Genomic DNA, 13,237 nt, shown 5'->3' with positions numbered 1-13,237 from the left:
TCGCGGTGAGCATTCGCCACTGGGCTTCTGTTCCGATCCCTGAGGAGGTCCGGAGCGCTAGCGGAGGACTGTCACGAAGGGGCGCCCTTCGTGACACTCGGCTAGCGCCTCGTTCCTCAGGGATCGGGGTAGGTGCGCGCTCGCCCCACGCGACGCAAACTATGAGGAGTGAGAACACATGAGTGACAGCCCGATCCGATCCCTCGGGTACATGAGGATCGAGGCCACCGACGTGGACGCGTGGCGTCAGTATGGGCTCAAGGTCCTCGGCATGATCGAGGGAGCCGGACTCACCGAGGGTGCGTTGTACCTGCGGATGGACGATTTCCCGGCACGGCTGGTCATCGTCCCCGGGGAGCACGACCGACTGCAGGTCTCCGGTTGGGAATGCGCCAACGCCGAAGCCCTGCAGGATGTGCGCGATCGCCTGTCCCGGGCGGGAGTGGTCTTCCGCGAGGCCAAGGACGAGGAACTGGCCGATCGTCGCGTCGTCGAGATGGTCGTGTTCGACGACCCGGCGGGCAACACCCTGGAGGTGTTCCACGGTGTCGCACTGGAGCATCGCCGTGTGGTGAGCCCTTACGGGCACAGGTTCGTCACCGACGAACAGGGCCTCGGGCATGTCGTCCTCACATGTGACGACGACAAGGCCGCGCTGGCGTTCTACCGTGATGTCCTCGGATTCAGCCTGCGCGACTCCATGCGGCTCCCCCCGCAAGCCGTCGGCCGCGAAGAGGGCGACGAGTCCCCGTGGCTGAGGTTCCTCGGCTGCAATCCCCGCCACCACTCACTGGCGTTCCTGCCGATTCCCAACAGCACCGGAATCGTGCATCTGATGGTGGAGGTGGAGAACTCCGACGACGTCGGGCTGTGCCTTGATCGAGCACTGCGCAAGAAGGTGAAGATGTCGGCCACGCTGGGCCGACACGTCAACGACCTGATGCTCTCGTTCTACATGAAGACCCCGGGCGGGTTCGATGTCGAGTTCGGTTGCGAAGGACGAACTGTCAAGGACGACGACTGGATCGCCCGGGAGAGTACGGCGGTGAGTCTGTGGGGGCATGACTTCAGTGTCGGATTCAAGTGAGATGACCCGCACCCCCTACGGTTCCGCAGATTTCGACACCCGACAGTTCCGCACCGCCATGGGCCAGTTCTGCACGGGCGTCACCGTCATCACGACCATCGACGACGGCGGTGCGCCGGCCGGATTCGCCTGTCAATCGTTCGCAGCGTTGTCGCTCGATCCGCCGCTGGTGCTCTTCTGTCCGAAGAAGACCTCGCGGAGTTGGAAGGTGATCGAGCACAGCGGAAAGTTCTGCGTCAACGTTCTGTCGAACCGTCAGCAGGACGTCAGTGCCGCATTCGGTGCACCGGGTGACGACAAGTTCCGGCACGTGACCTGGGATCCGTCGCCGGCCGGTCTTCCGGTGATCCGGCACGCCCTGACCTGGGTGGAGTGCGACGTCGAACGAGTCACCGACGGCGGCGACCACCACATCGTCATCGGTCGCGCACTGACCCTCGGTGAAGTGTTGCAGGACAAGCCGTTGCTGTTCTACCGCGGTGGGTACCTGTCCACCGAACATCCACGGGTCACGCCCGCGCAAGCCGAACTGGAGAACTTCCTCACCTGGACCGGAGGCGACACCTGGCTATGAGCTCACCGATGAGCGGGGCGACCACCGAGAATCAACCCGATGTCACGCCACCACCAGATGTCACCCGACCATTCACCGACGCGATCGCCGAGGCCGAGAAGCTCATCGCGTCAGCGGACTTCGTCGAGTCCGAGCAGGATCTCGCCGAGGGCTACGACTACCTTGCCGGCAGTATCGCGGCGATCGTGCAACTCGTTCGATCCCGGCAGAAGAGCCACCCGAACTTCATCACGTCGACCGGGCCGATGACCAAGATGGGGCTCGACAATCCCGACACCCTCTACTACCACGCCGATCTCGAGCCGACCGGCACCTACGTCGTCCGCGGTCGCCGTGGCGAAACGGTCGATCTGAGCTTTCAGGTCCTCACCGGCGACTACACGCCGTCGTCGGTGCCCGGCGGCGACGACGCATTCGACGATCGGCGCATCCCCATCGACGGAAACGGAAACTTCGAGATCACTTTCGGCCCACCCATCGACGAGAAGCGCGCCGACTACTTCACGCTCGCCGAGGGAGCGTCGATGCTGTCGGTGCGGGAGGTGTACGGCGACTGGAATCAGCGCAAGGGCACCATCTCGATCGAGCGGGTCGACACCGCGGGAACCGCGCCCGACGAGCCAGACCTCACGCGGGTGACCCGACGCTACGCCACGGCCGCAAAGATGCTGACCTCCCGGATCAACACATGGTTCAACTTCCCGAAGTGGTTCTATCTGGATGAGCCGGTCAACACGTTCACCGCGCCGCGCCTCACCCCTGGTGGGCTGGCCACACAGTACTCGTCTGTGGGTCACTACCGGCTCGCCGACGACGAGGCGATGATCATCACGGTCCCGAGATCCGATGCGCCCTACCAGGGCTTCCAGCTCGGCAGCATGTGGTACATCTCGCTGGATTACGTGAACCACCAGACGAGCCTCAATTCCGCTCAGGCGCAGGTCGATCCGGATGGCATGATCCGGATGGTCGTCTCGCGCCGGAACCCGGGCGTCGCGAACTGGATCGAGACCACGGGCCGCACCACCGGGATCATGCAGTTCCGTTGGCAGCGAACGGACGAGGCGATAGCTCCCGACCAGGGGCCGAGTGCGCAGGTCATCGACATCGGCGATGTCGCACAACACCTTCCGTATCTGTCGGACAATGCCGTCGACGAGGTGGGGTGGTCGGCGCGGATCGCGGCCCGACAACGCGCTTTTGCGGAGAGGATGTTGCTGTGACGAACTCGGGTCTGCTGGCCGACAAGGTCGTCGTCGTCTCCGGAGTCGGCCCCGGGCTGGGCCGATCGATCTGCCTGCGGGCGGCGGCGGCCGGCGCAACGGTGGTCCTCGCTGCCCGGACCGAATCGAGGTTGAAGGAGGTGGCCGCCGAGATCGATTCCGCCGGCGGCACATCCTTTGTCGTCCCGACCGACATCACCGACGACGCGGCCGTGGAGTCCCTCGTCGACGCCACTCGCGCCGAGTTCGGTCGCGTCGACGTCGTCGTCAACAATGCGTTCGCACTGCCGTCGATGAAACCGTTGGCGCGCACCGACTTCGACCACATCGCAGCGAGCATCGACCTCACCGTGCTCGGTACACTGCGGGTGATCAAGGCGTTCACCGAGTCACTTGCCGAGGCGAAGGGCTCGATCGTCAACATCAACTCCATGGTCATCCGGCATTCCGAACCCCGCTACGGCAGCTACAAGCTCGCAAAATCGGCGCTGCTGGCGATGTCGCAGACGCTGGCGACCGAGCTGGGGGACAAAGGCATCCGCATCAACACCGTCGCACCCGGCTACATCTGGGACGATCAGCTGAAGTGGTACTTCGGCGAGGTCGCCAAGAAGTACGAGATCACCCCGGAACAGGTGTACGCGCAGACGGCGAGCAAGTCCGATCTCAAACGGCTGCCGGAACCGGACGAGATCGCCGAGGCGGTGGTCTTCCTGGCATCACCGATGGCCAGCGCCATCACCGGGCACACCCTCGACGTCAACTGTGGCGAATACCATGACTAGCGCCGCGCCCCGTCTCAACGTCGGGACAGTCGACGATCTACACGAAGCGGCCACCCGCGCAACAGGTCTCGACGACTTCGGCGACCAGGACTACCTCCCGGCGCTCGAGGTACTGCTCGAGTCGTATGCCCGCGACGCCGACCTCACCGAACTCGGCAGCAAGATGTTCCGGTTCTTACTCAAGGGCGCGCTCATCGCACGCTTGTTGTCGGAGTCATCGTGGCAGAACAACCCCGGCTACGTCGACGTACCGATCACCCGGCCGATCTTCGTCACCGGGCTGCCACGCACCGGAACCACCGCCCTCCACCGGCTACTCACCGCCGACCCCGCACATCAGGGACTCGAGATGTGGCTGGCCGAGTTCCCGCAGCCGCGCCCCCCACGTGAGTCATGGGAATCCAATCCCGTGTACGAACAGATCAACGCCGGACTCGAACAGCACCACGTCGACAACCCGGAGTTCATGGGACTGCACTACATGACCGCCGCAGAGGTCGAGGAGTGCTGGCAGCTGTTGCGGCAGAACATCATGTCGATCTCATACGAGTCGTTGGCCTACCTGCCGACCTATTCGCAATGGCTCGCCCAGCAGGATTGGACGCCGGCGTACCGGCGGCATCGGCGCAACCTGCAGATGATCGGGCTGAACGATCCCGACAAACGGTGGGTTCTGAAGAACCCCAGCCACATGTTTGCCCTCGACGCACTGATGGCGACCTATCCCGATGCTCTGGTTGTACAAACGCACCGGCCGCCGGAGACGATCATCGCGTCGATGTGCAGTCTCGCGGAGAACGCCACGCCGGGATGGTCGAGCACGTTCGTGGGCGACACGATCGGCCGGACACAACTCGAGCTGTGGTCGCGGGGACTTCGTGAGTTCGAGTCCGCGCGACGCAACTACGACCCGGCGCAGTTCGTGGATGTCGACTTCGCCGACTTGCGACGGGATCCGTTCGGAACCGTCGAGCGGGTTTACGGTGCGCTCGGTGCGGAACTCACCGATGACGCACGCGCCGCGATGGTCACCCTGGACGACGAAAGCGCCTCGGGTGATCGCAAGCCGCGGCACCGCTACGACCTCGCCGACTACGGTCTCACCGAAGCGGCAGTGGCAGAGGCATTCGCCCGCTGATCCGTTCGTCACCACACGCCGTGCGGCGGCTCGACGTACTGTTCAGCTCATGGCCGAGTATCGGCAGACAGAAGAGGGCTTCCGTCGCCTGATCGCATTCTCTGATGCGGTGGTCGCGATCGCGCTCACACTGCTCGTGCTGCCGCTGGCCGAGATCCCCGGCGAGATCCGCGATTCGACCTCGATAGGTGCAGTGTTGCGCGACCACCAGCCCGCGCTGGTCAGCTTCGCCGTCAGCTTCGTCGTGATCTGGGTGCTGTGGCGTAATCATCACCGCATGATGGAGAACTTCCGCGCCTACGACCGCACGCTGTTCGAGCTGCACTTCCTGTGGTTGCTGACCATCGTCGTCCTGCCCTTCGCGACCGCGCTGATGGACAACATCCACATCGAACGGGCCAACGCGGTGTACATCGGTGTCCTGGCGGTCTCGGTGCTCTCCCTGGTCGCGATGACCGAATGGGGCGCTCGGCATCCCGCGCTGCTCGACGACAACGCCGACACCGGTGTCTGGATCGCCCAGCGAACGGGGTTGGCGAGCTGCGTTCTGCTCGCCGTCGCGCTGGCGATCGCCATCGCCTTTCCGAAGGTGGGCGTCTGGCCGCTGGTATTGCTGTTCTTCTCGGGACCGCTCGAACAACTACTGCGCAGACTTCGCAGAGCGCGGTAGTCGGCCGCCGGTGACGAATCCGCTCATCTCGGCGAGGAGACAGCGGATTCACTTCAGGATGTGGTCGAGTCGGAATCCAGCGGACGGTTCGGGTCGGCGGTCCACGCATTCATCGATCCGTCGTAGACGGCGGTGCCGTCTCGTCCGGCGGCGTGCAGTGCGAAAGCGGCAGCGGTGGCGGCGATTCCACCCCCGCAATAGGTGACAGGGCGAACTGACTCGTCAAGAGCCCCCACCGACTCGAAGATGCTGCGCAGTTCCGCCATCGGCTTGAGCTGTCCGGATTCGTCGACGAGCTCGCCGAACGGGACGTTCACGCTGCCGGGGATGCGGGCAGCGGCGAAGGATTCCCGGTCGAGGGCGTTGATCAGGAGTACCGATGGGTCGTCGAGGGAGGCGGCGACGTCGGAGGTGGAGTAGATCCGATCCGCGCGGCGTCGGGAGGTGAACGACGCGGTGGGAACGTCGACATCGCCGGTTTCGGTGGGGAACCCGGCGCCGACCCACGCCGCGAGTCCGCCGTCGAGGACGGTGACGTCGTCGAATCCCTCGAGTCCGAACTGCCACCACAGGCGCGTGGCCCAGATGCCGTTCACGGTGTCGTAGACCACGACCTGCGTGTCGTCGCCGACACCGAGCGCACCCACCGCTGCGGCGAAGCGGTCCGACGGGGCCGCGGCAAAGGGCGCGTCGCCGTTCGGGTCGGCGAGGTCGGCGATCTGGTCGGCGAACACCGCGCCGGGGATATGGCCGTCGAGATAGGTGGCGCGACCGGACTCGACATGCGCACCACGTTCGTCGAAGCTCAGGTGCACGGTGGCGTCGATGATGCGGACCGTGGGCTCGCCGAGCCGGTCGTGCAGGTCGGCTGCGCTGATGACGCGTGGCGTTGTCATGACTCGAGCCTACCGACGCGCGTCGCCGTCACCGGGTGCATCGTCTCGGGTCTCGGCGCCCGTCAGGACCAGGTCGACGACGCGCACGCTCATCGCCCGGGGGTCGATGTCCGCGATGTCCCCGGCGGACATCCGCGCCAGCAACGGGGACACCAACAGCTCCGCGACGAACTCCACATCCACATCGCGGCGGATCTCGCCGCGGTCCACCCCCCGGTTCAGCACCTCGACCAACGCCCGGCGCCGGGGCGCGACCACCTCTTCGAAGTAGCGTCGGTGCAGATCGGGGAACTGCCCGGCCTCGGCGGTCAACGCCCGCACCATGGCGGTCGCGCGGCGGTCGACGATGCGCTCGGCGAGCACCCGCAACAGCGCGATGATCCCGTCCCGGGTCGTCTCCGCCCGAGTGGCCGGCAGCGGGAGATTGATCGAGTCGAGAACGTCCAGGTACAGCTCGTCCTTGGAACTCCAGCGGCGATAGAGGCTGTTGCGGGAGACACCCGCGCGCCGAGCGACGGTGACCAGGGAGAGCCCACTCAGGGTGGCGCCGTCGGCGATGCTGTCGAGTACCGCGTCCCGGATGGCCACGTCCGTGGCGGGGTCGCGTCGCCGACCGGCGCCGTGCACCTGTGCTGCGGGCGACTCCATGGGAATACGATACAGGTCTGTTCCGTTTTGGAGTGGTCACGACTTATCCGAAAGGGGCCGCATGGCGAGCGCACTGACCGGGAGCGACGACACCTATCAGCCCGACCCGCGGCGGTGGAAGGCGCTGGGCGTCTGCCTCATCGTCGGCTTCATGACCCTGCTCGACGTGTCGATCGTCAACGTCGCACTGCCGTCGATCGAACAGGGTCTCGGCGCCACCGCCGCCGACCTCTCCTGGGTCGTCTCCGGCTACGCGCTCACCTTCGGCCTGTTCCTGATCCCGTCCGGCCGGATCGGCGACGCCCGCGGCCGCAAGACCATCTTCTTGGTCGGCCTCACCCTGTTCGTGGTGTCATCGGCAGCGTGCGGATTCGCGCAGGGCCCGTTGTCACTGGTGATCTGGCGGCTCATCCAGGGCGTCGCCGGCGGCATCCTCACCCCGCAGGTCTCCGGCCTGATCCAACTACTCTTCCGCGGTGCGGAGCGCGGCAAGGCGTTCGGGCTGTTCGCGGCCACGATCGGGATCTCGACGGCCGTCGGTCCATTGCTCGGTGGCCTCCTGATCCAGGTCGGCGGTGTCGAACACGGGTGGCGCTGGGTGTTCTTCGTGAACGTGCCCATCGGTGTGGTTGCCTTCGTCGCCGCGTGGAAGCTGTTGCCCGCGCGACCGGCGGAGCTCAAGCAGCCGGTCCGCGGAACCTTCGACCCGCCCGGCGTCCTTCTGCTCGGCGGCGGCGTGTTCACCCTGCTCCTCCCGATGGTCCAGCAGGAACAGTGGGAGGGCAGCGCCAAGTGGTTGCTGCTCGTCGTCGCGGCGATTCTGCTGGTGGCTTTCGTGTTCTGGGAACGCCGTCAGGAACGGGTCGGACATCCGCCCCTCGTCGATCTGTCGCTGTTCTCCCTTCGGTCCTACTCGATCGGATGCTTGATCGCACTGGTCTACTTCGCCGGCTTCACCACCGTCTTCTTCATCTACACCCTGTACGTCCAGCAGGGGCTGGGATACACGGCGCTGCAGGCCGGACTGGCACTGACCCCGTTCGCCATCGGCTCGGCCATCGCCGCCAGGTTCGGCGGCAACATCGTGCATCGAGTCGGTCGCCAGCTGGTGATCGTCGGCCTGGTGTGCGCAGTGATCGGCATGCTCGGCACCATCGTGGCCGCGCACCTCGCGTCGGGCCATGCGGTCGGATTCGCCACCGCGCTGCCGCTCCTGGTGGCCGGTGTCGGTTCCGGCCTGGTGATCTCGCCGAATCTCACGATCAGCCTCGATGAGGTGCCGGTGACGCGCGCGGGTATCGCCGGGGGCGTGCTGCAGACCGGTCAGCGGATCGGTTCGGCCGCGGGTATCGCCCTGGTCGGGGCGGTGTTCTTCGCCCAGATCGGCGACACCGGCGACTGGTCGAGGGCTTTCGAGTTCGGGCTCGCCACGGCCACACTGCTGGTGGCCGTCGCGCTGGCATTGGGGCTCGTCGACGAGTTCGGACATCGGCGGCGCGCGAAGGCGGCGGCTGACGCGTCGGTCTGAGACGTGCCCTCGACGACGCCCCCGCAGGAGTCAGGGGTGGGCGGGCAATCGCTCCTGTATCGCGGCGAGTATCGGACCGAGGCTTGCCGGTGAGCCGTCGATGGTGACCGCGCCGCCCGCCAGTGCGTCGGCGACGGTGAGGCGTCCTCCGGAGATGGCGGCCATCGTCGTCGAATCGGTGACAATCACGGCGTCCGCCGCGGCGTTGGCCGTGTCGACGGCGCTGCCCGGGGTGACGGTGATCTGTCCTCGGTCGACGCGCATCGTCGCAGTGCTGTCGTCGACTCGGAACTCGTAGGTGTCGTCGGCACCTGACAGGTCGGTGGTGTCGACCAGGCGTGCAAGGAACAGTAAGGCCCAGTCGGCGCGGAACTTCTCCGAGCCGGTTCGCCCGTCGACCGCGTGATGTCGTGCTCCCCACATCGCCAACGGCACCATGGCATCCGCCAGTTCCTGTCCGGCTGCGGTCAATTCGTAGACGGTCGAGGCGGCGGGTGGGCTCAGGTACCGGCGGTTGACGATGTCGTCCGACTCGAGTTGTTTGAGCCGCGTGGCCAGAAGGCTCGTGCCGATGCCGGTCAACGCGTCTGACAGGTCGGAGTATCGCTTCGGACCCGCCATCAACTCGCGCACGATGAGCAGCGTCCACCGCTCTCCGACCACGTCCAGTGCGCGGGACAGTCCACAGAATTGGTAATAGCTTCGCCGCGTCACCGCACCATCCTACGCGCAGGAGATGTCTGTGCATTGTTCACTAAGAAAAGTGTTGCACTTACTTCTAAAAGTTATGTAGCGTCGATGGTGACAAGGAGGCCACGATGGTCGAGCAGTTGAGGTCGCGAAAAGTCACATGGCAACGATTGGCCGGGTTCGACGCGGCCCCAGTTGATCCGGGGCCGGTGTTGGTGGGGTGGAGTGGATCAGGTGCGTCGGCGGATGCGTTGATCGCCATTGCCGGGCGGCGAAGCGAGAGTCCCGGGCAACTTGTGGTGTGCACTGCGGTGGGCGTGCGTCGGAGGTCGAACGTGAGGTCCGCGGATGCCGATGCCCTCAAAGGCGATTCCTACCTGCTCAGCGACTCGGCAGTGGTGGACGAGGTCGTTCGACGCGGTAGAGAAATCGCCGGCCACAATGGAGCGGGTCACGTCGTTTCCGTTGTCCAACAAGGTGGCCCGGTTCGTGTGCTTCTCCGTGTCGCCGCCGACCACGGGATCACGACGCTGGTGGTCGGTATGTGCGGCCGCCCGAGCAGGCAGAACTCGACTCTGGCGCGGCGTCTTCCGGCCGGCTGCTCTCTGATCGTCACCGACGGAAAGTCACACCTGATGCGGATCGTCGAGCCGACGTCGCGACCTGCTGGAAGTCGAGAGTGGCCCTGGCAGCGGGCCACGCCGACGGAAGGCCTCAGAGAAACTGCTCCGGGCCGAGTTCTGGCGGACGGAAGACGATCGGTGACGTACGGAGGGGTGGGATGAACGACCGGATGAAGGTACTCGCCGGTGGTCGAATACTGCTGGGTGTGGCGTCGGTTCTTGCACCGCGACGCTTCGCGGCGGCCGTCGGGGTCAGCGAACCGTCGAGTGAACTCGCGTACATGACACAGGTCTATGGCGCCCGAGCGGTCGCCATGGGAGCCGGCTATCTCACTGCGGCACAACACGAGCGGGGGAGATGGGAGACCTTCTCACTCGCGATCGACCTCTCCGACACGGTTGCCGGGTTGGTCTGGGGCCGACGGCCGGAGGTGTCGAGACGGGCCGCGTTGTCGTTGATTGCGATCACCGCCGGCTATGCGGCGATCGGTGTAACGCACGTCGTGCGCCGCGGTGTCGCGTGGCATTAATGGAGTGTGCGTTCCACTAATGAGCACGTCCTCGTCGAAGAAGGTCGACGACTATCGGTGGTGGAATCCCGTGGGCCGAAAAGCACGACGGCATCGTTGCACGTCGATGGTGCGACGGTCGGTGAGGTCAGCGGCTCGATGCTCGACACCAAGGACATCGAGGCCGACGACGTCAAGGTCCGGATTCGGTTCGGCCTGCGCCGCGAGGTGAAGCGTGCGGAGTTGATCGGCGGCGGGGCCGAGATGATAGGGGGCGACTGGTTCGAACCGCCGGACGGGACATCTGCGCATCGGTTGTGGCAGTTCCGTGAGAAGCATCCGGGTGTCTACGCCGCACGCCGCGTTGTCACGAGCACACTCGGTGCGGTGGTGGCGATACTCGGCATCGGCGCGCTGGTGCGCGCCATAGTCGAGCGGTACAGCCCCGATATCGACCTGCCCGACGTGACTTTGCCGAGCGTTGATCTGCCGGACTGGATGCAGTACCTCAATCCGATGTACTGGTTGCGCGCACCGATCGACGCGATCAAGGCGTGGATGCCATCGATGACCATCGACCTGCCGCCATGGTTCGGGATCATTGTCCCGGTTGCCATCTCGGTGGCGCTGGCCGTGTTGGAAACCCGCCGCCAGCGTCGCCGAAAGGCGCGATCGGCCGAGGTGGTCGACGACGGTGACGAGCAATCCACGGGGCGCGACGATGCGGACCGTTGATCCGGTCCGTCACGCGCAGCGACGCGATGCGATCCTCGACCGGGCCGCTGTCGCGTTCGCCACCAAGGGCTTCGAGCCGACGTCGGTGAAAGACATCTGCGCGGCGGCCGGTGTGGGTTCGGGCACGCTGTTCCACTATTTCGCCGATAAACGCGCCATCCTTCATGCGATCGTCGAACGTGACGCACTCCGTCGCGCGGACACCCTCGCCGGCCTCGACGAGTCGGACCCGGGCCGTCGGCTCTGGGCACTCGTCGACGTCCTGACCGCCGATCTTGCAGATCCGCTGGCCGGCGGCATGGTCGCATGTCTGTTGCCCCAGATGATGATTGACGAACGACTGGCGCAGACCATGCTGGCCGACGACATGGCCGTCCACCGGCTCCTGGCCGACACGATCGACCACCTGGACACCGATGTCGCGCCCGAGGTCGCGGCGACCTGGATCATCCAGTTCGTCGACGGGCTCTATCTTCGCTGCGGGGATGAGGGATTCGACCCGGCGGTCGAGTCAGACACCCTTCGGCTGGTGATCCGCCGTTTCCTCGGTCTCGACCGAGCCGGGTGAGTGTTCGTCCGGTGCGCCGCCGGCCATGGTGGCCTGCTTCGGACCGCGCACCAGGACGGCGGCGACGATCAGGACGATCGACAGGCATCCCGCGACCAGGAACGCGGTGTGGACGCCGTCGGCACCGGCCTGCACCGGGTCGGAGCCGTCGGCGATGGCGGACTCCGTGCCGCGCGTCATCAGGGTGATGAAGAGTGCGGTACCGGCGGCACCGGCCACCTGCTGGATGGTGCTGACGGTCGCGCTGCCGTGCGAGTACAGCTCCGGCGCCAGCGACCCGAGTGCCGAGGTCATCAACGGTGTCAGGCCGAACGCGATACCGGTGCTGAGGACGACGTGGGCGGCGATCACCATCCACAGCGACGAGTTCGCGTCGAGGGTGGTGAGCAGCCAGGTTCCGGCGCTGACCGCGACGGTGCCGGGCAGCACCAACGGCCGTGCGCCGAATTTGTCGAAGAGGGCGCCGACGAAGGGGGCGAGCAGTCCCATCACGAGGCCGCCCGGCAGCAGGACGAGGCCCGTCGTGAGCACGTCCTTGCCCAGCACGTTCTGCAGATACAGCGGGAGGATGATGAGTGCGCCGAACAGCGTCAGCATGAACCCGGCCATCATCATGATCGCCAGCCGGAACGGGCCCACGGCGAAGGTGCGCAGGTCGAGCAGTGCCCGGTCACGGCCGGCGAGTTTCAGCTGGCGGACGACGAACAGGGCCAATGCGATCACGCCGACGACCAGCGGAACCCACGGCGGGACGGGCGCGTGACCGCCGGCCGACTCGCCGATGCTGCTGAGGCCGTAGACGATGCCGCCGAAGCCGAGCGCCGACAGCGGCACCGAGATGAAGTCGAGGTGCGACGGACGTGGTTTGGTGACGTTGCGGACAAAGAGCCCGCCCAGTACCAGTGCGCCGACAGCGATGGGCAGCACGATCCAGAACATCGCCCGCCAACTCAGGGATTGCAGGATCAGGCCGGATGTCGTCGGGCCGACCGCGGGGGCGACCGAGATGACGATGGCGACCAAACCCATGGTGCGGCCACGGGAGTGCTCGGGGATCACGTTGAGGATCGTGGTCATCAGCAGCGGGACCATCAGCGCCGTACCGCTCGCCTGCACGACCCGCGCGGTGAGCAGGACCTCGAATCCGGGAGCGAGCGCTGCGAGCAACGTGCCGGCGGCGAACAGCGACATCGCCGTGATGTAGACCGACCGGAGCGTGAAGCGTTGCAGGATGTAGCCGGTGGTCGGGATGACAGTGGCCATGGTCAGCAGAAAACCGCTGGTCAACCATTGTGCGGTCCCGGCGGTGATGTCGAGATCGGACATGAGGGTCGGCAGTGCGACGCTCAGGATCGTCTCGTTGAGGATCATGACGAACGCCGCGATCAGCAGCAGTCCGATCAGCACGACGGCACTCCGATCGGCCGTCGTCCCGGTGCGTTCGGTGGTGGTGGAACCACCGAGTGCCACGTCCTCGCTCACAGTCGACTCCCCACTCAGCTCTTCGGCAAACACAGCGAGCATAGCCTAGATGTCACTGACTGCCATATTGGCAGTACGTGA

At 65.8% G+C, this 13,237-nt stretch carries 14 protein-coding genes; 10 read left to right on the top strand and 4 right to left on the bottom strand.

Annotated elements, in window-relative coordinates; genetic code table 11:
* Window positions 1–178: 178 nt before the first annotated feature.
* The 6 genes from hsaC to VZC37_RS04370 are packed head-to-tail and all read left to right on the top strand — an operon-like array spanning window position 179 to window position 5,477.
* Window positions 179–1,087, top strand: coding sequence for an iron-dependent extradiol dioxygenase HsaC (hsaC, locus tag VZC37_RS04395; protein WP_330431187.1), 909 nt, complete (start codon window positions 179–181; stop codon window positions 1,085–1,087).
* Window position 1,088: 1 nt separating this feature from the next.
* Complete coding sequence (gene hsaB, locus VZC37_RS04390) at window positions 1,089–1,661, top strand: 3-hydroxy-9,10-secoandrosta-1,3,5(10)-triene-9,17-dione monooxygenase reductase subunit (RefSeq protein ID WP_330431186.1); 573 nt, start codon at window positions 1,089–1,091, stop codon at window positions 1,659–1,661.
* Window positions 1,662–1,669: 8 nt separating this feature from the next.
* Entirely contained in the window at window positions 1,670–2,884 is a 1,215-nt protein-coding gene (locus VZC37_RS04385) for a hypothetical protein (protein ID WP_330431185.1), read from the top strand.
* A complete protein-coding gene (locus VZC37_RS04380) occupies window positions 2,881–3,669 on the top strand; it encodes an SDR family oxidoreductase (RefSeq protein ID WP_330431184.1) in 789 nt (262 codons plus the stop codon). Before VZC37_RS04385 ends, VZC37_RS04380 begins: the two co-directional genes overlap by 4 nt.
* A complete protein-coding gene (locus tag VZC37_RS04375) occupies window positions 3,662–4,807 on the top strand; it encodes a sulfotransferase family protein (RefSeq protein ID WP_330431183.1) in 1,146 nt (381 codons plus the stop codon). The genes VZC37_RS04380 and VZC37_RS04375 overlap by 8 nt, the downstream gene beginning before the upstream one ends.
* 49 nt (window positions 4,808–4,856) lie before the next feature.
* Window positions 4,857–5,477: a TMEM175 family protein gene (locus VZC37_RS04370; RefSeq protein WP_330431182.1), complete on the top strand. Its 621-nt coding sequence runs from the start codon at window positions 4,857–4,859 to the stop codon at window positions 5,475–5,477.
* Between the two features lie 53 nt (window positions 5,478–5,530).
* On the opposite strand, the gene VZC37_RS04365 is transcribed toward VZC37_RS04370, so the two are convergent.
* Together VZC37_RS04365 and VZC37_RS04360 are read right to left on the bottom strand one after the other, a co-directional pair.
* A complete protein-coding gene (locus VZC37_RS04365) occupies window positions 5,531–6,373 on the bottom strand; it encodes a sulfurtransferase (protein ID WP_330431181.1) in 843 nt (280 codons plus the stop codon).
* Window positions 6,374–6,382: 9 nt separating this feature from the next.
* A complete protein-coding gene (locus VZC37_RS04360) occupies window positions 6,383–7,021 on the bottom strand; it encodes a TetR/AcrR family transcriptional regulator (RefSeq protein WP_330431180.1) in 639 nt (212 codons plus the stop codon).
* A gap of 61 nt (window positions 7,022–7,082) precedes the next feature.
* On the opposite strand from VZC37_RS04360, the gene VZC37_RS04355 reads away from it, so the two are divergent.
* Entirely contained in the window at window positions 7,083–8,549 is a 1,467-nt protein-coding gene (locus VZC37_RS04355; protein ID WP_330431179.1) for an MFS transporter, read from the top strand.
* Window positions 8,550–8,579: 30 nt separating this feature from the next.
* Here the strand turns inward: VZC37_RS04355 and VZC37_RS04350 are convergent, their stop codons facing one another.
* The gene (locus VZC37_RS04350; RefSeq protein WP_330431178.1) at window positions 8,580–9,263 is read right to left on the bottom strand and encodes a helix-turn-helix domain-containing protein; all 684 of its coding nucleotides are present in this window, start codon (window positions 9,261–9,263) and stop codon (window positions 8,580–8,582) included.
* Between the two features lie 757 nt (window positions 9,264–10,020).
* Here VZC37_RS04350 and VZC37_RS04345 point away from each other — a divergent pair.
* Genes VZC37_RS04345 through VZC37_RS04335 form a run of 3 tightly spaced genes read left to right on the top strand, consistent with a single transcriptional unit; the run spans window position 10,021 to window position 11,674 of the window.
* The gene (locus tag VZC37_RS04345; protein ID WP_330431176.1) at window positions 10,021–10,392 is read left to right on the top strand and encodes a hypothetical protein; all 372 of its coding nucleotides are present in this window, start codon (window positions 10,021–10,023) and stop codon (window positions 10,390–10,392) included.
* Between the two features lie 6 nt (window positions 10,393–10,398).
* Entirely contained in the window at window positions 10,399–11,106 is a 708-nt protein-coding gene (locus tag VZC37_RS04340) for a hypothetical protein (RefSeq protein WP_330431174.1), read from the top strand.
* Window positions 11,066–11,674, top strand: coding sequence for a TetR/AcrR family transcriptional regulator (locus VZC37_RS04335; protein ID WP_330431173.1), 609 nt, complete (start codon window positions 11,066–11,068; stop codon window positions 11,672–11,674). Before VZC37_RS04340 ends, VZC37_RS04335 begins: the two co-directional genes overlap by 41 nt.
* On the opposite strand, the gene VZC37_RS04330 is transcribed toward VZC37_RS04335, so the two are convergent.
* The gene (locus VZC37_RS04330; protein WP_330431172.1) at window positions 11,618–13,156 is read right to left on the bottom strand and encodes an MDR family MFS transporter; all 1,539 of its coding nucleotides are present in this window, start codon (window positions 13,154–13,156) and stop codon (window positions 11,618–11,620) included. The genes VZC37_RS04335 and VZC37_RS04330 overlap by 57 nt on opposite strands.
* Window positions 13,157–13,237: the final 81 nt, after the last annotated feature.

The organism is Gordonia sesuvii (assembly GCF_036350415.1).
GTDB lineage: Bacteria > Actinomycetota > Actinomycetes > Mycobacteriales > Mycobacteriaceae > Gordonia > Gordonia sesuvii.
Note: the sequence above shows the minus strand (reverse complement) of the source record. Positions and strands in the feature narration are given on the sequence as shown.

Coding starts and splice junctions, on each gene's coding strand:
- hsaB (WP_330431186.1), top strand. CDS start 1,089: ATGACCCGCACCCCCTACGGTTCCGCAGATTTCGACACCCGACAGTTC.
- VZC37_RS04360 (WP_330431180.1), bottom strand. CDS start 7,021: ATGGAGTCGCCCGCAGCACAGGTGCACGGCGCCGGTCGGCGACGCGAC.
- VZC37_RS04370 (WP_330431182.1), top strand. CDS start 4,857: ATGGCCGAGTATCGGCAGACAGAAGAGGGCTTCCGTCGCCTGATCGCA.
- hsaC (WP_330431187.1), top strand. CDS start 179: ATGAGTGACAGCCCGATCCGATCCCTCGGGTACATGAGGATCGAGGCC.
- VZC37_RS04375 (WP_330431183.1), top strand. CDS start 3,662: ATGACTAGCGCCGCGCCCCGTCTCAACGTCGGGACAGTCGACGATCTA.
- VZC37_RS04365 (WP_330431181.1), bottom strand. CDS start 6,373: ATGACAACGCCACGCGTCATCAGCGCAGCCGACCTGCACGACCGGCTC.
- VZC37_RS04355 (WP_330431179.1), top strand. CDS start 7,083: ATGGCGAGCGCACTGACCGGGAGCGACGACACCTATCAGCCCGACCCG.
- VZC37_RS04345 (WP_330431176.1), top strand. CDS start 10,021: ATGAACGACCGGATGAAGGTACTCGCCGGTGGTCGAATACTGCTGGGT.
- VZC37_RS04385 (WP_330431185.1), top strand. CDS start 1,670: ATGAGCGGGGCGACCACCGAGAATCAACCCGATGTCACGCCACCACCA.